This window comes from Rhodoferax bucti (assembly GCF_005876985.1).
Lineage (GTDB): Bacteria > Pseudomonadota > Gammaproteobacteria > Burkholderiales > Burkholderiaceae_C > Allorhodoferax > Allorhodoferax bucti.
Map to the genome: position 1 here is coordinate 1,046,938 of NZ_VAHD01000001.1, position 19,053 is coordinate 1,065,990.

The 19,053-nt window shown below is 59.5% G+C and carries 23 protein-coding genes; 19 read left to right on the forward strand and 4 right to left on the reverse strand.

The annotated features are described in order from the left end of the window. Positions 1-6 precede the first annotated feature (6 nt). Both FDM28_RS04970 and FDM28_RS04975 read right to left on the reverse strand, forming a co-directional pair. On the reverse strand, positions 7-642 hold the full coding sequence (locus FDM28_RS04970; protein WP_138513617.1) for a MarC family protein: 636 nt from the start codon (positions 640-642) through the stop codon (positions 7-9). A gap of 109 nt (positions 643-751) precedes the next feature. After that, positions 752-1,498 carry an SDR family oxidoreductase gene (locus FDM28_RS04975; RefSeq protein WP_138513619.1) on the reverse strand — a complete coding sequence of 249 codons (747 nt, stop codon included), beginning with the start codon at positions 1,496-1,498 and terminating at the stop codon, positions 752-754. Between the two features lie 116 nt (positions 1,499-1,614). Here FDM28_RS04975 and FDM28_RS04980 point away from each other — a divergent pair, with 116 nt between their 5' ends. Together FDM28_RS04980 and FDM28_RS04985 are read left to right on the forward strand one after the other, a co-directional pair. After that, positions 1,615-2,610, forward strand: coding sequence for a Bug family tripartite tricarboxylate transporter substrate binding protein (locus FDM28_RS04980; RefSeq protein WP_138514271.1), 996 nt, complete (start codon positions 1,615-1,617; stop codon positions 2,608-2,610). A 28-nt stretch (positions 2,611-2,638) separates the two neighbouring features. Then, the gene (locus FDM28_RS04985) at positions 2,639-3,322 is read left to right on the forward strand and encodes a dienelactone hydrolase family protein (protein WP_138513621.1); all 684 of its coding nucleotides are present in this window, start codon (positions 2,639-2,641) and stop codon (positions 3,320-3,322) included. Between the two features lie 99 nt (positions 3,323-3,421). On the opposite strand, the gene FDM28_RS04990 is transcribed toward FDM28_RS04985, so the two are convergent. Together FDM28_RS04990 and hemB are read right to left on the reverse strand one after the other, a co-directional pair. Then, on the reverse strand, positions 3,422-4,540 hold the full coding sequence (locus FDM28_RS04990) for a magnesium transporter CorA family protein (RefSeq protein WP_138513623.1): 1,119 nt from the start codon (positions 4,538-4,540) through the stop codon (positions 3,422-3,424). Between the two features lie 72 nt (positions 4,541-4,612). Next, positions 4,613-5,626 (reverse strand): porphobilinogen synthase, encoded by a 1,014-nt coding sequence (gene hemB, locus FDM28_RS04995; protein ID WP_138513625.1) that lies wholly within the window; start codon positions 5,624-5,626, stop codon positions 4,613-4,615. A gap of 404 nt (positions 5,627-6,030) precedes the next feature. On the opposite strand from hemB, the gene FDM28_RS05000 reads away from it, so the two are divergent. From FDM28_RS05000 to rpsC, 17 genes are all read left to right on the forward strand, one after another. Then, a complete protein-coding gene (locus FDM28_RS05000; protein ID WP_138513627.1) occupies positions 6,031-6,459 on the forward strand; it encodes a CopD family protein in 429 nt (142 codons plus the stop codon). A gap of 12 nt (positions 6,460-6,471) precedes the next feature. After that, entirely contained in the window at positions 6,472-7,566 is a 1,095-nt protein-coding gene (locus tag FDM28_RS05005) for a VanZ family protein (protein ID WP_138513629.1), read from the forward strand. 9 nt (positions 7,567-7,575) lie between these two features. Next, on the forward strand, positions 7,576-7,926 hold the full coding sequence (locus tag FDM28_RS05010) for a (2Fe-2S) ferredoxin domain-containing protein (protein WP_138513631.1): 351 nt from the start codon (positions 7,576-7,578) through the stop codon (positions 7,924-7,926). Positions 7,927-7,991: 65 nt separating this feature from the next. Then, positions 7,992-8,624, forward strand: a complete 633-nt coding sequence (locus tag FDM28_RS05015; protein WP_138513633.1) for an alpha/beta hydrolase — start codon at positions 7,992-7,994, stop codon at positions 8,622-8,624. A 60-nt stretch (positions 8,625-8,684) separates the two neighbouring features. Continuing rightward, positions 8,685-9,869: a D-alanyl-D-alanine carboxypeptidase family protein gene (locus tag FDM28_RS05020; protein WP_138513635.1), complete on the forward strand. Its 1,185-nt coding sequence runs from the start codon at positions 8,685-8,687 to the stop codon at positions 9,867-9,869. Between the two features lie 113 nt (positions 9,870-9,982). Continuing rightward, a complete protein-coding gene (gene rpsL, locus FDM28_RS05025) occupies positions 9,983-10,360 on the forward strand; it encodes a 30S ribosomal protein S12 (protein ID WP_011466063.1) in 378 nt (125 codons plus the stop codon). A 163-nt stretch (positions 10,361-10,523) separates the two neighbouring features. Next, entirely contained in the window at positions 10,524-10,997 is a 474-nt protein-coding gene (gene rpsG / locus FDM28_RS05030; RefSeq protein ID WP_087495494.1) for a 30S ribosomal protein S7, read from the forward strand. A 146-nt stretch (positions 10,998-11,143) separates the two neighbouring features. Beyond that, positions 11,144-13,246 carry an elongation factor G gene (gene fusA / locus FDM28_RS05035; RefSeq protein ID WP_138513637.1) on the forward strand — a complete coding sequence of 701 codons (2,103 nt, stop codon included), beginning with the start codon at positions 11,144-11,146 and terminating at the stop codon, positions 13,244-13,246. A gap of 110 nt (positions 13,247-13,356) precedes the next feature. After that, the gene (tuf, locus tag FDM28_RS05040; RefSeq protein ID WP_138513639.1) at positions 13,357-14,547 is read left to right on the forward strand and encodes an elongation factor Tu; all 1,191 of its coding nucleotides are present in this window, start codon (positions 13,357-13,359) and stop codon (positions 14,545-14,547) included. Between the two features lie 21 nt (positions 14,548-14,568). Further along, positions 14,569-14,883, forward strand: coding sequence for a 30S ribosomal protein S10 (gene rpsJ / locus FDM28_RS05045; RefSeq protein ID WP_068674876.1), 315 nt, complete (start codon positions 14,569-14,571; stop codon positions 14,881-14,883). 197 nt (positions 14,884-15,080) lie between these two features. After that, positions 15,081-15,755, forward strand: a complete 675-nt coding sequence (rplC, locus tag FDM28_RS05050; RefSeq protein WP_138514273.1) for a 50S ribosomal protein L3 — start codon at positions 15,081-15,083, stop codon at positions 15,753-15,755. Further along, complete coding sequence (gene rplD, locus FDM28_RS05055; protein ID WP_138513641.1) at positions 15,755-16,375, forward strand: 50S ribosomal protein L4; 621 nt, start codon at positions 15,755-15,757, stop codon at positions 16,373-16,375. The genes rplC and rplD overlap by 1 nt, the downstream gene beginning before the upstream one ends. Further along, positions 16,372-16,698 (forward strand): 50S ribosomal protein L23, encoded by a 327-nt coding sequence (gene rplW, locus FDM28_RS05060; protein ID WP_087495491.1) that lies wholly within the window; start codon positions 16,372-16,374, stop codon positions 16,696-16,698. The genes rplD and rplW overlap by 4 nt, the downstream gene beginning before the upstream one ends. A gap of 2 nt (positions 16,699-16,700) precedes the next feature. Next, complete coding sequence (rplB, locus tag FDM28_RS05065; protein ID WP_087495490.1) at positions 16,701-17,525, forward strand: 50S ribosomal protein L2; 825 nt, start codon at positions 16,701-16,703, stop codon at positions 17,523-17,525. Between the two features lie 11 nt (positions 17,526-17,536). Beyond that, positions 17,537-17,815 carry a 30S ribosomal protein S19 gene (rpsS, locus tag FDM28_RS05070; RefSeq protein WP_087495489.1) on the forward strand — a complete coding sequence of 93 codons (279 nt, stop codon included), beginning with the start codon at positions 17,537-17,539 and terminating at the stop codon, positions 17,813-17,815. Positions 17,816-17,825: 10 nt separating this feature from the next. Beyond that, complete coding sequence (gene rplV, locus FDM28_RS05075; RefSeq protein ID WP_075585605.1) at positions 17,826-18,155, forward strand: 50S ribosomal protein L22; 330 nt, start codon at positions 17,826-17,828, stop codon at positions 18,153-18,155. 16 nt (positions 18,156-18,171) lie between these two features. Further along, positions 18,172-19,053 (forward strand): 30S ribosomal protein S3, encoded by an 882-nt coding sequence (rpsC, locus tag FDM28_RS05080; protein WP_138513643.1) that lies wholly within the window; start codon positions 18,172-18,174, stop codon positions 19,051-19,053.

Here is a 19,053-nt window from a genome sequence, read left to right on the forward strand (position 1 = left end):
GGCTGCTCAGCCGCCGTGCAACACGGGGAACAGTTTGGTCAGCCCGTCGCTCATCACTTCTACCGCCAGCGCGGCCAGAATCAGACCCATCAGCCGCGTCATCACATTGATGCCGGTTTTGCCCAGAAAGCGGGCAATCGGCTGGGCCAGCGAAAAGCACACCGCTGTGGCCAGCGCCACCACCACGCCGTAGCCGACCAGGGTGCTGAGTTGGAAAAAGGTTTTGGCCTTGTCGGCATAAATCACCACGGTGGACATGGTGGCCGGGCCGGTCAGCAGCGGAATGGTCAGCGGCACCACCGCAATGCTGGCGCCCATGGCGGCTTTTTCCGCGCCGTCTTGCAGCTCATGGCTGCTGGGCTTGGCCTCTGCAGGTTGGGCGTTCAACATGTTGAGCGCGCTGGTGAGCAGCAACATGCCGCCACCCACCTGAAAGCTCGCCAGCGAAATGCCGAAGAACTCCAGAATCTGCAGGCCCAGCAAAGCGCTGATGGCAATCACCACAAACGCGCTGAAGGACGACACCCAGATGGTGTTGCGCCGCTGCGCCCCCGAGAAGCCTTGGGTGTAGTGAATGAAAAACGGCACGATGGCCAGCGGGTTGACGATGGCCAGCAGAGTCACCAGAGGTTTGAGGTCCATAGCAGGGTCCGGTTGGCTGCCGGGGGGGCAGAGGGCGCATGGTAATGCACCGGGCCGGTGCGCGGTGCGCGGTGCGCGGAGAAGGGCGTCTGGCAGCGCCTTGGCGCCTTTAGCGGCCGCCCGCCACGTCGATCAGCGCGCCGGTGGTGTAGCTGGCCTGCGGGCTCATCAGCCAGAGGATGCTGGCGGCCACCTCTTCCGCGCGGCCCGGGCGCTGCATGGGCACTTGGGGTGCCAGGCGTTGGGCGCGGTCCGGCTGCCCGCCGCTGGCATGAATGTCGGTGTCGATGATGCCCGGGCGCACGGCATTCACCCGCACCCCTTCACCCGCCACCTCGCGGGCCAGGCCCACGGTGAAGCTGTCAATCGCCCCCTTGCTGGCGGCGTAGTCCACATACTGCCCCGGCGAGCCCAGCGTGGCCGCCACGCTGGAGAGGTTGACGATGCTGCCGCCCTCACCACCGTAGCGGGTGCTCATGCGGCGCACCGCCTCGCGGGCGCACAGCATGCTGCCCAGCACATTGGTGTCCAGCATGCGGCGCAGGCGCGGCAGCGTCATGTCGGCCACGCGGCAAGCCTGGTCCACCACGCCCGCACTGTTCACCAGCGCGCTGATGCGGCCGAGCTTGGCGTCCACCTTGGCAAACATGGCCAGCACCTGGGTCTCAATGGCCACATCCGCCTGCACGGTGATGGCGTTGCCGCCTTGCTGGCGGATCTGCCGCACCACCTCATCGGCGGCCAGGGAGTTGTGGGCGTAGTTGACGGCCACGGCGTAGCCGGCTTCTGCGGCGGCCAAGGCGGTGGCTGCGCCAATGCCACGGGAGCCGCCGGTGATAAGAACGATAGCTTGCATGCGCCCATGGTACCGGTGTGGCCCGGTTTTGGCTTACGCTAGCGCGTTGTGGCCGCGCGGGGCGGCATCACCCCATGAATTCGGAGAGTTTTATGACGACTTGGTTGACTCAGGCAATGGCAGGCGCACGCAGCGCTTTCACTCACAGTGTTCGCACTGCTTCAGGCGCTGCAGTGGCTGCATTGATGGCCGTGGCATTTGCCAGCGCGGCCCATGCCCAAACCGGGCCGGTGCGCATCCTGGTGGGTTTTCCTGCAGGCGGTGGCACCGACGCGATTGCCCGCACTTTGGCTGACAAACTCAAAGACCAGCTTGGCGTGGCCGTGGTGGTGGAAAACAAGGCCGGCGCCGGCGGCCAGATTGCTGCCCAGACGCTCAAGGCCGCAGCGCCGGATGGCAACACCATCTTCTTGAGCCACGACCACACCATCTCCATCCTGCCGCAGGTGGTCAAAAACCCCGGATTTGATCCCGCCCGCGACTTTGTGCCCGTGGCCGGCTTCGCCACCTTTGTGAATGCGCTGGCCGTCTCGGGCGGTACGCCTGCCAAGACCACCGCCGAGTACATGGCCTGGGTACGCACCCAGGGCGGCAAAGGCACGCTGGGCGTGCCGGCACCGGCCTCGACACCGGAATTCCTGGTGAAGGTGCTGGGCGAGAAATACAAGCTGGACCTGGTGGCGGCCCCCTATCGTGGCAGCGCCCCCATGATGGCCGACATGCTGGGCAACCAGATCGCCGCCGGTGTGGGCTCCGTGCCGGACTTTATCGAAAACCACAAGGCCGGCAAGATCCGCATCGTGGCCGTGTTGGGCGGCAGCCGTCAGGCCATCCTGCCGGATGTGCCGACCTTCAGCGAGCTGGGGCTGGCCGGTCTGGAGGATTTGCCGTATTACGGTCTGTTCGCTCCTGCCGGTACACCCAAAGCCACGCTGGACAAGCTCTCCGACGCTCTGGCCAAAGTGGTCGCTATGCCTGATGTCAAAGACCATCTCACGGCCATGGGCCTCACTGTGGGCTTTATGAACCAGCAGCAGCTCGCCAAGCGCGAGCAGGCTTACACCCAGGTCTGGGCCAAGCTGATCAAGGCCAGCGGCTTCCAGGCCCAGTAATTTCACATTGATTTTTCAGGACGCATCCATGGGCAGCACCATCACCCTCACCGCCGCCGACGGCACTTCCATTCCCGCCTACGTGGCAACTCCGGTGGGTGCCCCCAAGGGCGGCTTGGTGCTGTTGCAGGAGATCTTCGGCGTCAACGCGCATATCCGTGCGGTAGCCGATGGCTATGCGGCGGACGGCTATTGGGTGGTGGCACCGGCGACCTTTCAGCGCGTGCAGTCCGGCGTGGAGCTGGGCTACACCCAAGGCGACATTGCGGCCGGTGTGGCTTTGAAAGCGCAGGTCGAGGCCTTGCCTGCCCCGGGCGTGATGCAAGACGTGCAGGCCGCCGTGGACTATGCCGCCCGCGCCGGCAAGGTGGCGGTGCTCGGTTACTGCTGGGGCGGTTGGCTCAGCTGGCGCGCCGCTGAGCAGGTGAAGGGCTTGGCCGCTGCGGTGCCCTACTACGGTGGCGGCATGACCACGCCCGCCGAGGCAGCCCGGGTGCCCACCTGCCCGGTGCTGGCGCATTTTGGCGAGCAGGACCACGCTATTCCCATCGATACCGTGCATGCGTTTACCGAGGCGCAGCCCGGCGTGCAGGTGCAGATCTACCCGGCCCAACACGGCTTCAACTGCGACCACCGCGGTGCCTACAACGCCGAGGCGGCGGCCTTGGCCCGCCAGCGGACGTTGGCATTTTTGCAACTGCACGTGGGTTGATCGGGCCTGGCCCTCGCCGTTCTGCCCTGCGAGAGCAGGGCGGTAGGGGACACGGTTGGCAGAGCGTCCCGCGGGGCCCGTGACGCCCGTGGCACGGCCTCAGCGGGTGGTGCGGGCGAGGTAGCGCTTGCGCCAGAAGATGAGGGCCAGCCCGGCCGCCGTCAGGCCCATGGCAGCCAAGGTCCACCAGAAGCCGCTTTGCTGGTGCAGCAGGGGGATGAAGTCGAAGTTCATTCCGAAAATGCCGGCCATCAGGTTCAGCGGCAAAAAGATGGCGGTAAGTACCGTCAGGGTGCGCATGATGTCGTTGGTGCGGCTGCCCTGTACGCTGAAGTGCATTTGCACCGCGGTTTCCACGCTCTGCTCCAGCCGGCGCACATGGTGCACCACACGCTCGATGTGTTCCAGCACGTCCCGGCTGCGCACTTGCAGCAGCTCGCGTTCGCGGGCCTCCAGCGGGCTTTCCGGTTCGGGCCAGGTTTTCACGGCTTCGATCCAGTCTTGAATGCTGGAGCGTTGCTCTTCGCACACATCGTCCAGGCGATGCAAGGTCATGCGGGCTTCCAGCAGGGCGCCCCAATTGGTGAATCGGGTCTGCGGGTTGAGCAATTCGCTCTGCCAGTGGTCGAGTTGCTGGGTGAGTTCGCGCCGTAGTGCCAGGTAGCCGTCCACCATGGAGTTGACGATGCGCAGCATCAGGTCTGCCGGGCTGGTGGGCAGGCGTGCACCCGCGGCACGGGACTCGGCGCTCGCGGTTTGCAGCAGCTTGTCGGCGTAGGTGTCGCGCACCGTGCAGTCGTCGGGGTGCACGGTGAGCAGCACCCGGTCAAACACCGCAAAGCCCACGGGGCTGGTGTCGATGCGCCGCAGAATGGGCGGCCCGCTCAGGCGGTTGCCCATCGGTGCGGCGACCGGTGTGCTGGCAGATTTGCCCGTGGCGCCAGCCGCCAGTCTGCGGAACACCAGCAGGTCGTACTGCGAGGTGTAGTCGTAGTGCGAGGGCAGCTGTTTGTTGATCAGGTCAGAGATGTGCAGGTCCACCAGTTGCACGCCGCACAAGGCTTGCAAGGCCGCTTGCACCCGCGCCTGCTCCGCCTCGAATTCCGGCCGGCCACAGGCAATCCACACATAGCCCTGCGGGTCCAAGCCCTGCGCGGACAGGGCTTCCAGGTCGGCGCTTTCGCGAATAGGCCCCGGCTCGATGTGAAAGATGCGCATGGCGTGCCTTATGGGTAAAAAGTGCCGCTAGCGCTCGTGGAATATGCGCAAGCAGCTCCTGTTTTGATAGCGTCAGGTTTTCAGCGCGCGTGCGGCGTCGAGGGCGAAGTAGGTCAGGATGCCATCGGCACCCGCGCGCTTGAAGGCCAGCAGGCTCTCCAGCATGACCGCGTCGTGGTCCAGCCAGCCGTTCTGCGCGGCGGCCTTGAGCATGGCGTATTCGCCGCTCACCTGGTAGGCGAAGGTGGGCACTTTGAATTCGTCCTTTACACGGCGCACCACGTCCAAGTAGGGCATGCCGGGTTTGACCATCACCATATCCGCGCCTTCGGCGATGTCCATCGCCACTTCGCGCAGGGCTTCGTCGGTGTTGGCGGGGTCCATCTGGTAGACCTTTTTGTTGCCCTTGCCGAGGTTGCCGGCGGAGCCCACCGCGTCGCGGAAGGGGCCGTAGAAGGCCGAGGCGTACTTGGCGCTGTAGGCCATGATGCGGGTGTGCACCAGCTTTTCGGCTTCCAGGGCGTTGCGGATGGCGCCGATGCGGCCGTCCATCATGTCGCTGGGAGCCACGATGTCCACGCCGGCACGGGCTTGGGTCAGGGCCTGCTGCACCAGCTGGGCGGTGGTTTCTTCGTTCAGGATGTAGCCGTTTTCCTCGGGGCGGGTGTCGGGAATGCCGTCCTGGCCGTGGGTGGTGTAGGGGTCCAGTGCCACGTCGGTCATCACACCGAGCTCGGGGAATTCTTTTTTCAGGGCTTGCACCACACGGGGCACCAAGCCGTCCGGGTTCAGGGCTTCGGCGCCGTCGTAGGTTTTGAGTGACTGGTCCACCACCGGGAACAGGGCCATTACCGGGATTTCCAGCTTCACGCATTGCTCGGCCACCGGCAGCAACAAATCCAGGCTGAGCCGCTCCACGCCGGGCATGGAGGCAATCGGCACCCGCTGTCCCTGGCCATCCACCACAAACACGGGGTAAATCAGGTCGTGGGCAGTCAGGGCGTTTTCACGCACCAGGTTGCGGGTGAAAGTGTCGCGGCGCAGGCGACGCGGGCGTCCGGCAGGAAAGGGTGCGTAGGTGGTCATGCCCAAAATTGTGCCCGAAAGCCTCGCCACCGCCGACTTGACTATTTGGTTAATTTGTTAGATACCTTAGTCAATATAAAGGGTATTGCGAAAAAACACTTGTCACACGCTCGCAACATTGCTAAATTCCGCTCCGGATAGCTTGCTATCCCCCGCTTTTCCTCCCTGAGCGGGGCCTTGATGTGTGACAGCAAATAGGCTTACCACCCCAGCCGTGTGCTGGGGTTTTTTTGCCTGTACGTTTTGCTGCGCCCTGAGTTAGTCGGGCGGGGTGGGCGTTCTGCGTAAGTCAAGGAGGAGGCCGAAGGCCGGGGGACATGGAGCAGAGCGCCCACCCCGCCCGACCCGGGAGTGTTGCGCGCGCTGATCCGCGCAGCGGCGGAGCGCGGGGGCTACACTTGCTCATGCTCTGGATCAAAGCCTTCCACATCGTCTTTATTGCCAGCTGGTTCGCCGGCTTGTTTTACCTGCCTCGCATTTTTGTGAACTTGGCCTTGGTGCCCGCCGGGTCGGACGCCGAGCGCGCCCGCCTGTTGCTGATGGCGCGCAAGCTGCTGCGCTTCACCACCATGCTGGCGGTGCCCGCAGTAGGGCTGGGGCTGTACCTTTGGCTGGGTTACGGCATTGGCAAAGGCCCTGGCAGTGGCTGGATGCATGCCAAGCTCACGCTGGTGTTGCTCGTCATGGGCTACCACCACGCGTGCAGCGTCATGCTGCGCAAGCTGGAGGCGGGTGTGAGCCCACGCAGCCATGTGTTTTACCGGTGGTTCAACGAAATCCCGGTGCTGCTGCTCACGGCCATCGTCATTCTGGTGGTCGTCAAACCTTTCTGATCGGCGCTCGCCATGCACAAATCCACCGCATGGCCTTTGGCAGCGCTGTATGCCGCGCTGGTGGTGTACGCCAGCCTGTTCCCGTTTGTGGAGTGGCGCGATCAAGGCATCGCCAGCTGGGAGTTTTTGCTGGCCCCCACGCCCCGATATTGGACGGGGTTTGATGTCGCGGTCAATGTCGCCGGCTATGTGCCGCTGGGCGGGTTGGTCGCCCTGGCAGCTTTGCGTTCGGGCTGGCGTTCGTCCCAGGTCTGGTGGGCGCCCGCCGGGGTGATGCTGTTGTCCTTGGTGATGGAGGGCTTGCAAAGCTATCTGCCCTCGCGCGTGCCGTCTCGGGAGGATTTTTTGCTCAATGCTGCGGGTGCGTGGAGCGGTGCTGCGCTCGCGTTTGTGTTGCAAAAAGCGGGCGTGATTGACCGCTGGAATCAGCTGCGCAGCCGCTGGTTTGTGCCGCACTCCCGCGGCGGTATCGTGTTGCTTGCCACTTGGCCTGTGGGCTTGTTGTTTCCTGCCTCGGTGCCTTTGGGGCTGGGGCAGGTGGTGACGCGGTTGGAAACGCTGGTGCAAAGCTATGTAGAGGATTCGCGTTTCGAAGCCTGGCTGCCTGTGCGGGATGCCGATTTGCTGCCGCTGGCCCCCAGCACCGAGTTACTGTGTGTGGCGCTCGGGCTGCTGATTCCTTGTTTGCTGGGTTTTTGTGTGGTGCGGGCGGTGTGGCGCCGCACGGTGGTGGTGGCGGTGACTTCGGTGTCTGCCATTCTGGTGTCTGCGTTGTCGGCCGCATTGAGTTGGGGGCCGGTGCACGCCTGGGCGTGGCTGGATGTGCCTGCGCAGATCGGTTTGTTCGCAGGGGGCTCGTTGGCCTTGTTGCTGGTGTTCGCGTCCTGGCGGGCGAGTGCGGCTTTGGCGTTGTTGTCGCTCGGGGTCTACCTGAGTTTGCTCAATCAGGCACCGGAGAGCCCTTACTTTTCGCAAACCCTGCAGCTGTGGGAGCAGGGGCGTTTCATCCGTTTCAACGGGCTGGCCCAGTGGGTCGGCTGGTTGTGGCCTTATGGGGCGTCGGTTTATCTGCTCGGCCATCTCGGGCGGCGGGATGCAAAAAACTAAAATCCTTCCATGACCGACACCACAACCCCCACCCCTTCGTACTACGAGCGCCACATCTTCTTTTGCCTCAACGAGCGCAAAAACGGGGAGGACTGCTGCGCCCACCACAACGCCCAAGAAGGGTTTGACCGTTGCAAGCAGCTGGTCAAAGAGGCGGGTTTGTCCGGCCCCGGCCAGGTGCGGGTGAACAAGGCGGGTTGTCTGGACCGCTGCGCTGCCGGTCCGGTGGCCGTGGTCTACCCCGAGGCGGTTTGGTACACCTTTGTGGATGCGCAAGATATTGACGAGATCGTTGAGTCCCACCTGAAGAACGGCAAGGTCGTGGAGCGTTTGCTCACCCCCGCACATCTCGGTCGTTGATCCATGCCTTTTGAGGTCGTAGCGCTCGTGCATATTGCGCGGGTAGCTATGAAATTAGTAGCAAAATGAATTCCTCTACCCAAAAATTTCAAATCACCGGCCCTGCTGGCGTGATTGAGGGGCTGATCGACGAGCCTGCGGATACGCCGGCTTCGGCATGGCGCGGCACCGCCGTGATCGCGCATCCCCATCCCTTGTTTGGCGGCACCATGGACAACAAAGTGGTGCAGACCGTGGCACGTGCCTTTGTGCAAACCGGCTGGCGTGCTGTGCGCTTCAACTTCCGGGGCGTAGGGGGCAGTGCCGGTGTCCATGACAACGGCACCGGCGAGTTGCAAGACCTGCTGGCGGTGGTGGCGCACGCGGCCCCGGATGGCGCTCTGGCTTTGGCCGGGTTCTCATTCGGCGCCTTTGTCACCAGCCATGCGCTGGCAGCGCTGGCCGGGCGTGACCCGGCCAAAGTGGTGCTGGTGGGTACGGCAGCCAGCCGTTTTACCGTGGCACCCGTCACGCCGGACTTTCATGACCGGACCCTCGTGCTGCATGGCGAGCAAGATGACACCGTGCCCCTGGCCGATGTGATGAATTGGGCCCGCCCGCAAAGCCTGCCGGTGACGGTGGTGCCCGGTGGCGGTCATTTCTTTCATGGACAATTGCCGCTGCTGCGCAACCTGGTGGCCCGCCATCTCCGTGCTTGAGGGTGTATTGCCCGTACGCCGTGCCGCTTCTCTTTCTGAATCCCCCTACTTGACGTATTTATGAAACTTCTGATTGCCTCCGTTCTGGCGGCCTTGAGCTTTGCTGTTGCCGCTGAGGCCCCGCGCCCGCCCGAAGTGGCGGCCCGCGCTTACTTGTTGTTGGATGTCACGTCCAACCAAATTCTGGCGTCCAAAGACCTCGACATGCCGGTCGAACCAGCATCACTTACCAAGCTGATGACGGCGTATCTGGTGTTTGATGCCTTGCGGTCTAAAAAAATCGATTTGAAGCAGACCCTGCCGGTCAGCGAGCGCGCCTGGAAGATGCCCGGCTCCCGCATGTTCATCGACCCCAAGATGCAAGTGCCGGTGGAAGATCTCGTCAAAGGCATGATTGTCCAGAGCGGCAACGACGCCACCATGGCGCTGGCTGAAGGAGTGGGAGGCTCGGTGGAGCGCTTCGTGCAAATGATGAATGACCAGGCCAAGGCTCTGGGCATGAAAAACACCGGCTACAAAAACCCTGAAGGTTTGACCGAAGCCGGTCACACCACTACGGCGCGCGATCTGAGCATTCTGGCCACCCGCCTGATGGGCGACTTCCCGGAGTACGTGGGTTACTACGCCATCAAAAAATACCGCTATCCCGGAACGCCGGCCGCCAATGACAGCAACCGCAATTTGCTGCTGTTCCGCGATCCGACAGTGGATGGCTTGAAAACCGGTCACACCGATGCCGCTGGCTACTGCCTGGTGGCGACGGCCAAGCGCGATTTCCCTGCGCTGGCCACGGCAGGCGCGCCTGCGGGTACGCCGGCGGCGGCCGGTAGCCGCCGTTTGCTGTCGATCGTGCTGGGTACCGAAAGTGAAAATGCCCGCGCCAATGAATCCCAGAAGCTCCTGAACTGGGGATACACCGCTTTTGAAGCCGTCAAGCTGTATGACGCTGGTGCCGCCGTTGTCACGCCCAAGGTGTGGAAGGGCGCCAATTCGGAAGTCAAGCTGGGTCGCCCGCAAGGCGTGATCGTGGCGGTGCCCGCCGGTACGGCCGCGCAACTCAAGACCGAAGTGGTCCGCAACGAGCCTATCGTGGCGCCGGTCGCCAAGGGGCAGGTGCTCGGCACATTGAGGGTGCGGGCGGGCGAGCAAGTGGTGGCGGAAGTGCCTTTACTGGCGTTGGACGGGGTGGAGCAGGCCGGCATCATCGGCCGTGCCTGGGACGCCATGCGACTGTGGATCCGCTGATGGCGGCGCACAGTTTGCGTAGAAACCCTTGATCTGCTACATTAGAAGGCTTTTCGGAAATTCCGAAGGGATTCACGTTTTCGTAATATTCAAACGTTTAGGGACGTTTTTCAATGCCAACCATTAACCAACTCGTGCGTCAAGGCCGTGAGGTCGAGACCATCAAGTCGAAGAGCCCTGCTATGCAGAACTCTCCGCAGCGTCGCGGTGTATGCACTCGCGTGTACACCACAACGCCTAAAAAGCCTAACTCCGCTCTGCGTAAAGTCGCCAAAGTGCGCTTGACCAACGGTTTTGAGGTCATCTCTTACATCGGCGGCGAAGGCCACAACCTGCAGGAACACAGCGTGGTGCTGGTTCGTGGCGGTCGTGTCAAGGACTTGCCAGGTGTGCGTTACCACATCGTTCGCGGTTCTTTGGACTTGCAAGGCGTGAAAGACCGCAAGCAGTCTCGTTCCAAGTACGGTGCTAAGAAGCCAAAGGCTAAATAAGCTCTGTAGGTTCGAATTTTTCGGTGCTGTTCCCCGCGTGGCGCGGAGATACAGCGAAGTGACCCAAAGCCCGGAATTGTCCGTGTGGGTCGAGTAAGTGAGTGTTTTGAATAACGCTCGCGGTGTCTGAGAAGACGCCAACTGAAGCAATATGAGGTGAAATATGCCACGTCGTCGCGAAGTCCCTAAACGTGAAATCCTGCCGGATCCCAAGTTCGGCAACGTCGAGCTGTCCAAATTCATGAACGTGATCATGGAAGGCGGCAAAAAAGCGGTTGCAGAGCGCATCATTTACGGTGCACTCGAGCTGATCGCTAAAAAGCATCCCGATAAAGACGCTTTGGAAGCCTTCACCGTTGCCATCAACAACGTGAAACCCATGGTGGAAGTGAAATCCCGCCGCGTGGGTGGTGCTAACTACCAAGTGCCTGTGGAAGTGCGCCCTGTCCGTCGTTTGGCTTTGTCCATGCGCTGGATCAAGGAAGCCGCCCGCAAGCGTGGCGAAAAGTCCATGGCTCAGCGCCTGGCCAACGAAATGTTGGAAGCCACTGAAGGCCGTGGCGGCGCCATGAAGAAGCGTGACGAAGTGCACCGTATGGCTGAAGCCAACAAGGCCTTCTCTCACTTCCGTTTCTAAGCAACGGAAATCGCGGCTTTCAGAGCTTGGCAGGTCCGGGCAGCGCAATGGCGCTGTCATGTGGGCTGGCCACACTCTGAAAGTCGTTTGTCTTGCTGCATGGTGCGGCAGACCCCCTCAAGAATTTGATCAACCAAGGATCCATCATGGCTCGCACTACCCCCATTGAGCGCTACCGCAATATCGGTATTTCTGCGCACATTGACGCCGGCAAAACCACCACGACCGAGCGTATTCTTTTCTATACCGGCGTGAACCACAAAATCGGCGAAGTGCACGATGGCGCGGCCACGATGGACTGGATGGAGCAAGAGCAAGAGCGCGGTATCACTATTACTTCCGCCGCTACGACTTGCTTCTGGAAGGGCATGGATTCTTCCTTCCCTGAACACCGCATCAACATCATTGACACTCCCGGACACGTGGACTTCACGATTGAAGTGGAGCGTTCCATGCGCGTGTTGGACGGCGCTTGCATGGTGTACTGCGCAGTGGGTGGCGTGCAGCCCCAGTCTGAAACCGTGTGGCGTCAGGCGAACAAGTACAAAGTGCCTCGTTTGGCTTTTGTGAACAAGATGGACCGTACCGGTGCCAACTTCTTCAAGGTCGTGGACCAGATGAAGCTGCGCTTGAAGGCCAGCCCTGTGCCTATCGTGATCCCGATCGGCGCTGAAGAAAACTTCACCGGTGTGGTTGATCTGCGCAAGATGAAGGCCATCATCTGGGACGAAGCTTCCCAGGGCATGAAGTTCAACTTCGAAGAGATCCCCGCAGAACTTGTGTCGGTTGCCAAAGAGTGGCGCGAGAAGATGGTGGAAGCTGCTGCCGAAGCCTCTGAAGACTTGATGAACAAGTACCTCGAAGAGGGTGAGCTGACCGAAGAAGAGATCACCGCTGGTCTGCGCGCTCGCACCATCGCTGGTGAAATCCAGCCCATGTTGTGCGGTACCGCGTTCAAGAACAAGGGCGTGCAGCGTATGTTGGATGCTGTGATTGAACTGATGCCTTCTCCTCTGGACGTGAAGGCCATCAAGGGCTTTGACGAAGACGAAAAGGAAGTCACCCGCAAGGCCGACGACAACGAAAAGTTTGCTGCTTTGGCGTTCAAGTTGATGACCGACCCGTTTGTGGGCCAGTTGACCTTTGTTCGCGTCTACTCCGGCGTGCTGAAGAAGGGCGACACCGTGTACAACGCGGTGCGCGGCAAGAAAGAGCGTATCGGCCGTATCGTGCAGATGCACGCTAACAACCGTGAAGAAGTGGACGAAATCCGCGCTGGCGACATCGCTGCTTGCGTCGGCTTGAAGGATGTGACCACAGGCGAAACCTTGTGCGATCCCGCTGCCGTGATCACCCTGGAGCGCATGGTGTTCCCTGACTCCGTGATTCGCCAAGCCGTCGAGCCTAAGACCAAGGCTGATCAGGAAAAAATGGGTATTGCTTTGAGCCGTCTGGCTGCAGAAGATCCCTCTTTCCGCGTGCAAACCGACGAAGAATCTGGCCAGACCATCATTGGTGGTCAGGGCGAATTGCACTTGGAAATTATCGTGGACCGCATGAAGCGCGAATTTGGTGTGGAAGCCAACGTGGGCAAGCCCCAAGTGGCTTACCGCGAAACCATTCGTAAGAGCGTGTCCGACGTCGAAGGCAAGTTCGTGCGTCAGTCCGGTGGTAAAGGTCAATACGGTCACGTCGTGTTCACCGTGGAGCCGAACGAAGCCGGTAAGGGCTTTGAGTTCGTCGACGCGATCAAGGGCGGTGTGGTTCCTCGCGAATACATTCCTGCTGTGGAAAAGGGCGTGATTGAAGCCCTGACCCAAGGCGTGATGGCGGGCTACCCCGTGGTGGACGTGAAGGTTACTTTGACCTTCGGTTCGTACCACGACGTGGACTCGAACGAAAACGCGTTCAAGATGGCCGCTATCTTCGGTTTCAAGGAAGGTTGCCGCAAAGCCAACCCCGTGATTCTGGAGCCCATGATGGCTGTGGAAGTGGAAACGCCTGAAGACTACGCCGGCAACGTGATGGGCGATTTGTCCTCACGCCGCGGTATGGTGCAAGGTATGGACGACATGGTGGGCGGTGGCAAGGCGATCAAAGCCGAAGTGCCATTGTCTGAAATGTTCGGCTACTCCACATCGCTGCGTTCGATGTCGCAGGGCCGTGCCACTTACACGATGGAATTCAAGCACTACTCGGAAGCTCCGCGTAACGTGTCTGAAGCCATCATGGCAGCTCGCGCTAAGTAATTTTTTGTTGTCTGCGACGGTGTGCCGCCCTGTTCCCGTGCGGGGCGAACCAGCAACACCGTGCAGACGTAAAACCACCACACGGAATTAGCTCTTTGGAGATTTGAAACATGGCAAAAGAAAAATTCACCCGTACCAAGCCCCACGTGAACGTGGGCACGATTGGTCACGTGGACCACGGCAAGACCACCCTGACAGCTGCTATCACCACCGTGTTGGCTGCTAAGTTCGGTGGATCTGCCAAGGCCTACGACCAGATCGACGCTGCTCCTGAAGAAAAAGCACGCGGTATTACCATCAATACCGCCCACGTCGAATACGAAACCGCCAACCGCCACTACGCTCACGTGGACTGCCCCGGTCACGCTGACTATGTGAAGAACATGATCACTGGCGCTGCTCAGATGGACGGCGCTATCTTGGTTTGCTCTGCTGCTGACGGCCCTATGCCCCAGACCCGCGAGCACATCCTGCTGGCTCGTCAAGTGGGTGTTCCTTACATCATTGTGTTCCTGAACAAGTGCGACATGGTCGATGACGAAGAATTGCTCGAACTGGTGGAAATGGAAGTTCGCGAACTCCTGTCCAAGTACGACTTCCCTGGCGACGACACTCCCATCGTGCGTGGTTCTGCCAAGCTCGCCATGGAAGGCGACAAGGGCGCTTTGGGCGAAGAAGCCATCATGAAGCTGGCTGACGCACTGGACACCTACATCCCCACCCCTGAGCGTGCAGTGGACGGCGCATTCCTGATGCCCGTGGAAGACGTGTTCTCCATCTCCGGCCGCGGCACCGTGGTGACCGGTCGCGTGGAGCGCGGTATCGTCAAGGTCGGCGAAGAAATCGAAATCGTTGGTATCGCTGACACCCAAAAGACCACCTGCACTGGCGTGGAAATGTTCCGCAAGCTGCTGGACCAAGGTCAAGCAGGCGACAACGTCGGTATCCTGTTGCGCGGCACCAAGCGTGAAGACGTGCAGCGCGGCCAAGTGCTGTGCAAGCCCGGCTCCATCAAGCCCCACACCCACTTTACCGGCGAAATCTACGTTCTGTCCAAGGACGAAGGCGGCCGTCACACTCCTTTCTTCAACAACTACCGTCCCCAGTTCTACTTCCGTACTACGGACGTGACCGGTGCGATCGAGTTGCCTGAAGGCAAAGAAATGGTGATGCCTGGCGACAACGTGTCCATCACTGTGAAGTTGATCAACCCCATCGCTATGGAAGAAGGCCTGCGTTTCGCTATTCGCGAAGGCGGTCGTACCGTGGGCGCTGGCGTGGTTGCCAAAATCATCGCGTAATTCGTACATTAAGGAATTACCATGGCAGCCAAGCAAAAAATCCGCATTCGCCTGAAGGCGTTTGACTATAAGCTGATCGACCAATCGGCAGCTGAAATCGTTGATACCGCTAAACGCACCGGCGCAATTGTCAAGGGCCCCGTGCCTTTGCCAACACGCATGAAGCGTTTCGACATTCTGCGTTCACCCCACGTGAACAAGGCCAGTCGTGACCAGTTTGAAATTCGCACCCACCAGCGTTTGATGGACATCGTGGATCCTACGGACAAGACCGTGGACGCACTGATGAAGCTCGACCTGCCCGCTGGCGTGGACGTGGAAATCAAGCTGCAATAAGCGAATCAGTCCCGCATGAAAATGCGGGACTTTCTATGTGAGAAGGCCGGAGCTTGCGTCAAGCGCAAGTGCAGGCTATACTCACTGGCTCTGCTCTTCGGCTTATGGCTGGAGAGCGGGGTTTTATTAACAGTCTTCCATCATCAAAACACGGCGGCCAATTGAAGTTGGCGTGGGTGGAAGTTACGGAGAAAACAATGAGTCTTAGCAATCACTTAGGGTTGCTGGGTCGCAAAGTTGGCATGATGCGTCTATTCACGGACGACGGGGACGCAGTTCCCGTTACCGTGGTGGATGTGTCTAACAACCGTGTGACACAGGTGAAAACCCAAGAGAACGATGGCTATGTGGCCTTGCAGGTTACATTCGGTGCGCGCAAAGCTTCGCGTATCACCAAGCCCGTTGCTGGCCACCTGGCCAAAGCTGGTGTTGAAGCCGGCGAAATCATCCAAGAATTCCGCGTAACTGCTGAATCTGCTGCGAAATACGCTACAGGCGCTACTGTGCCTGTGACTGATGTGTTCTCGGTGGGTCAAAAGGTCGACGTGCAAGGTACTTCGATTGGTAAAGGCTATGCCGGTACTATCAAGCGCCACAACATGTCCTCCCAGCGCGCATCTCACGGTAACAGCCGTTCGCACAATGTGCCCGGTTCTATCGGTATGGCTCAAGATCCTGGTCGCGTTTTCCCCGGAAAGCGCATGACTGGTCACCTGGGCGATGCCACCGTGACTACTCAAAATCTGGACGTGATCCGTGTTGACGAAGCCCGTCAACTCTTGTTGATCAAGGGTGCGATCCCTGGATCCAAGGGCGGTTTCGTGACCGTGCGTCCTGCTGTCAAAGCCAAAGCCTCTCAAGGAGCGAACTGATGCAAGTCGAACTCCTGAATGAACAAGGTCAGGCAACTTCCAAGTACGACGCTCCTGAAGCGGTATTTGGTCGTGACTACAACGAAGATCTGGTGCACCAAGTGGTGGTGGCTTTCCAAGCCAACGCCCGTCAAGGTACCCGTGCGCAAAAAGACCGTGAGCAGGTCAAGCACAGCACCAAGAAGCCTTTCAAGCAAAAGGGAACCGGTAACGCGCGTGCTGGTATGACTTCCTCCCCACTGTGGCGTGGCGGCGGTCGTATTTTCCCGAACATGCCTGATGAAAACTTTGGCCAGAAGATCAATAAGAAGATGTACCGCGCAGGTATGGCTTCTATCTTGTCTCAGTTGGTGCGCGAAGGCCGTTTGGCAGTGGTGGATTCCTTGAAAGTGGAATCTCCCAAGACCAAGGCTTTGGCTGCAAAGTTCAAGGCAATGAATCTGGAATCCGTGTTGGTGATCGCTGACGAGGTTGATGAAAACCTGTACTTGGCGTCCCGCAACCTGGTGAATGTCTTGGTGGTTGAGCCCCGTTATGCGGATCCTCTGTCGCTGGTTCACTACCGCAAGGTATTGGTAACCAAGGCTGCTATGGACAAACTCAAGGAGATGTTTGCATGAGCCACGGTCCCAATCTGACCAAATTCGACGAAGGTCGTTTGATGCAAGTGCTCGTCGCTCCCATCGTGTCCGAAAAGGCCACTATGGTTGCTGAAAAGAGTAATGCTGTGACTTTCAAAGTGCTGCAAGACGCTACCAAGTATGAAATCAAGGCCGCTGTGGAATTGATGTTCAAGGTCGAGGTTAAAGGCGTTTCTGTGGTGAACACCAAGGGCAAGACTAAGCGTTTCGGTAAGTCTGTGGGTCGTCGCGACAACGTTCGCAAGGCTTACGTGACCCTGAAGCCTGGTCAAGAGCTGAACCTCGGCGGGGAGGCTGCGTAATCATGGCTGTCATTAAAATGAAACCCACTTCCCCAGGCCGTCGTGGCGTGGTGAAGATTTCGCGTGACCACCTGTACAAGGGTGCGCCCCACGCAGCTTTGTTGGAACCCCAGTTCCAGCAAGCCGGCCGTAACAACAACGGCCACATCACTACCCGTCATAAGGGAGGTGGTCACAAGCATCACTACCGCGTGGTGGATTTCGTCCGTAACAAAGATGGCATCCCCGCGAAAGTGGAACGCATTGAGTACGATCCAAACCGCTCCGCACACATTGCTTTGGTGTGCTATGCAGACGGTGAACGCAAGTACATCATCGCTCCACGTGGCTTGGAAGTCGGCGCAACCATTCAAAACGGTTCCGAAGCTCCTATCCGCGTTGGCAACACATTGCCTATCCGCAACATTCCAGTGGGTTCCATCATCCATTGCGTAGAGTTGCAAGTGGGCAAGGGCGCTCAGATCATCCGATCTGCCGGTACTTCCGCCACACTGTTGGCTCGTGAAGGCACATACGCCCAGGTGCGTGTGCGTTCCGGTGAAGTCCGCAAGATCCACATCGACTGCCGCGCGACTATCGGTCAAGTGGCCAACGAAGAGCACAGCCTGCGCCAGTTGGGCAAGGCCGGTGTGAAGCGTTGGATGGGTATCCGCCCAACCGTCCGTGGTGTGGTGATGAACCCTGTTGACCACCCGCACGGTGGTGGTGAAGGCAAGACCGGTGAAGGCCGTCATGCAGTCGATCCTTGGGGTAATCTGACCAAGGGCTACCGTACCCGTAACAACAAGCGCACGCAGGTCATGATCGTGTCGCGTCGCAAGAAGTAAGGGGTAGGTAAATGACTCGTTCACTGAAAAAAGGTCCTTTCGTCGACCATCACCTGATTGCCAAGACCGAAAAGGCCGTGGCAACCAAGGACAAGAAGCCGATTAAGACTTGGTCCCGTCGCTCCATGATCCTGCCCGAATTCATCGGCTTGACCATCGCCGTTCACAACGGCAAGCAGCACGTGCCTGTCTATATCACCGATCAAATGGTTGGCCACAAGTTGGGTGAGTTCGCGCTCACACGTACTTTCAAGGGTCACCCTGCGGACAAAAAAGTCCAGAAGAAATAAGGAGGTGACCATGGAAACTCGTGCAACCCTTCGTGGCGTCCGTTTGTCTGTTGACAAGGGTCGTCTGGTCGCGGACCTGATCCGTGGCAAGAAAGTTGATCAAGCTCTGAACATCTTGCAATTCACACAGAAAAAAGCTGCTGTGATTATCAAGAAGGTTCTGGAGTCCGCTATTGCCAATGCTGAACACAACGACGGCGCTGACATCGACGAATTGAAGGTGAAAACTATCTACGTTGAGCAAGGTGCTTCTTTGCGTCGCTTCACAGCCCGTGCAAAGGGCCGTGGCAATCAAATCCGCAAGCCCACGTGCCATGTGTACGTGACGGTTGGAAACTGAAAGAGGCCAGGAAGATATGGGACAAAAAATCCACCCAACCGGCTTTCGTTTGGCGATCAGCCGTAACTGGTCTTCTCGCTGGTACGCAAGCAACCGTGATTTCGCCGGCATGCTGTCGGAAGACATCAAGGTTCGTGAATACCTGAAGGCCAAGCTCAAGAACGCATCGGTTTCTCGCATCCTGATCGAGCGTCCTGCCAAGAACGCACGTATCACCATTTTCTCGGCGCGTCCGGGCGTGGTGATCGGCAAGAAGGGTGAAGACATCGAAAACTTGAAGCGTGACCTGGGCAAGCAATTGGGCGTGCCAGTGGCAGTGAACATCGAAGAAGTGCGCAAGCCTGAAATCGATGCAAAGCTGATTGCTGACAGCATCACCCAACAGCTCGAAAAGCGCATCATGTTCCGTCGCGCCATGAAGCGTGCCATGCAAAACGCTATGCGTTTGGGCGCTCTTGGCATCAAGATCATGTCGTCTGGCCGTTTGAACGGTATCGAAATTGCACGTACCGAGTGGTACCGTGAAGGCCGCGTGCCTTTGCACACACTGCGTGCTGATATCGACTACGGTACTTCTGAAGCCAAGACAACCTACGGCATCATTGGCGTGAAGGTTTGGGTCTACAAGGGTGATACCTTGGGACGCAACGATCTGCCAGTAGCCGTTGAGCCTCGCGCTGAAGAAGAGCGTCGTCCACGCGGTCCCCGCCGTGACGATCGTGGTGCACGCCCAGGCGCTGCTCCCCGTGGTGCACGTCGTCCCGCAGGTGGCAATGCCGCTCCTGCTGATGGCAGCGACAAACCCGCAGAAGCACTTGGTGCTGACGCTAAACCCGCCGTTAAGCGCGTTCGCAAAGTCGCCGCGCCAGCTGCAGCAGCTGACGGTAAAGGAGAATAA

What these genes read in the sequence shown, in the direction of transcription:
- rpsC (WP_138513643.1), top strand. Translation starts at nt 18,172, where the DNA reads ATGGGACAAAAAATCCACCCAACCGGCTTTCGTTTGGCGATCAGCCGT.
- FDM28_RS05010 (WP_138513631.1), top strand. Translation starts at nt 7,576, where the DNA reads ATGACCGACACCACAACCCCCACCCCTTCGTACTACGAGCGCCACATC.
- hemB (WP_138513625.1), bottom strand. Translation starts at nt 5,626, where the DNA reads ATGACCACCTACGCACCCTTTCCTGCCGGACGCCCGCGTCGCCTGCGC.
- rplW (WP_087495491.1), top strand. Translation starts at nt 16,372, where the DNA reads ATGAGCCACGGTCCCAATCTGACCAAATTCGACGAAGGTCGTTTGATG.
- rpsJ (WP_068674876.1), top strand. Translation starts at nt 14,569, where the DNA reads ATGGCAGCCAAGCAAAAAATCCGCATTCGCCTGAAGGCGTTTGACTAT.
- FDM28_RS05020 (WP_138513635.1), top strand. Translation starts at nt 8,685, where the DNA reads ATGAAACTTCTGATTGCCTCCGTTCTGGCGGCCTTGAGCTTTGCTGTT.
- rplD (WP_138513641.1), top strand. Translation starts at nt 15,755, where the DNA reads ATGCAAGTCGAACTCCTGAATGAACAAGGTCAGGCAACTTCCAAGTAC.
- rplC (WP_138514273.1), top strand. Translation starts at nt 15,081, where the DNA reads ATGAGTCTTAGCAATCACTTAGGGTTGCTGGGTCGCAAAGTTGGCATG.
- rplB (WP_087495490.1), top strand. Translation starts at nt 16,701, where the DNA reads ATGGCTGTCATTAAAATGAAACCCACTTCCCCAGGCCGTCGTGGCGTG.
- FDM28_RS04970 (WP_138513617.1), bottom strand. Translation starts at nt 642, where the DNA reads ATGGACCTCAAACCTCTGGTGACTCTGCTGGCCATCGTCAACCCGCTG.
- FDM28_RS05005 (WP_138513629.1), top strand. Translation starts at nt 6,472, where the DNA reads ATGCACAAATCCACCGCATGGCCTTTGGCAGCGCTGTATGCCGCGCTG.
- FDM28_RS05000 (WP_138513627.1), top strand. Translation starts at nt 6,031, where the DNA reads ATGCTCTGGATCAAAGCCTTCCACATCGTCTTTATTGCCAGCTGGTTC.
- rpsL (WP_011466063.1), top strand. Translation starts at nt 9,983, where the DNA reads ATGCCAACCATTAACCAACTCGTGCGTCAAGGCCGTGAGGTCGAGACC.
- tuf (WP_138513639.1), top strand. Translation starts at nt 13,357, where the DNA reads ATGGCAAAAGAAAAATTCACCCGTACCAAGCCCCACGTGAACGTGGGC.
- rpsG (WP_087495494.1), top strand. Translation starts at nt 10,524, where the DNA reads ATGCCACGTCGTCGCGAAGTCCCTAAACGTGAAATCCTGCCGGATCCC.
- FDM28_RS04990 (WP_138513623.1), bottom strand. Translation starts at nt 4,540, where the DNA reads ATGCGCATCTTTCACATCGAGCCGGGGCCTATTCGCGAAAGCGCCGAC.
- fusA (WP_138513637.1), top strand. Translation starts at nt 11,144, where the DNA reads ATGGCTCGCACTACCCCCATTGAGCGCTACCGCAATATCGGTATTTCT.
- rpsS (WP_087495489.1), top strand. Translation starts at nt 17,537, where the DNA reads ATGACTCGTTCACTGAAAAAAGGTCCTTTCGTCGACCATCACCTGATT.
- rplV (WP_075585605.1), top strand. Translation starts at nt 17,826, where the DNA reads ATGGAAACTCGTGCAACCCTTCGTGGCGTCCGTTTGTCTGTTGACAAG.
- FDM28_RS04975 (WP_138513619.1), bottom strand. Translation starts at nt 1,498, where the DNA reads ATGCAAGCTATCGTTCTTATCACCGGCGGCTCCCGTGGCATTGGCGCA.
- FDM28_RS04980 (WP_138514271.1), top strand. Translation starts at nt 1,615, where the DNA reads ATGGCAGGCGCACGCAGCGCTTTCACTCACAGTGTTCGCACTGCTTCA.
- FDM28_RS04985 (WP_138513621.1), top strand. Translation starts at nt 2,639, where the DNA reads ATGGGCAGCACCATCACCCTCACCGCCGCCGACGGCACTTCCATTCCC.
- FDM28_RS05015 (WP_138513633.1), top strand. Translation starts at nt 7,992, where the DNA reads ATGAATTCCTCTACCCAAAAATTTCAAATCACCGGCCCTGCTGGCGTG.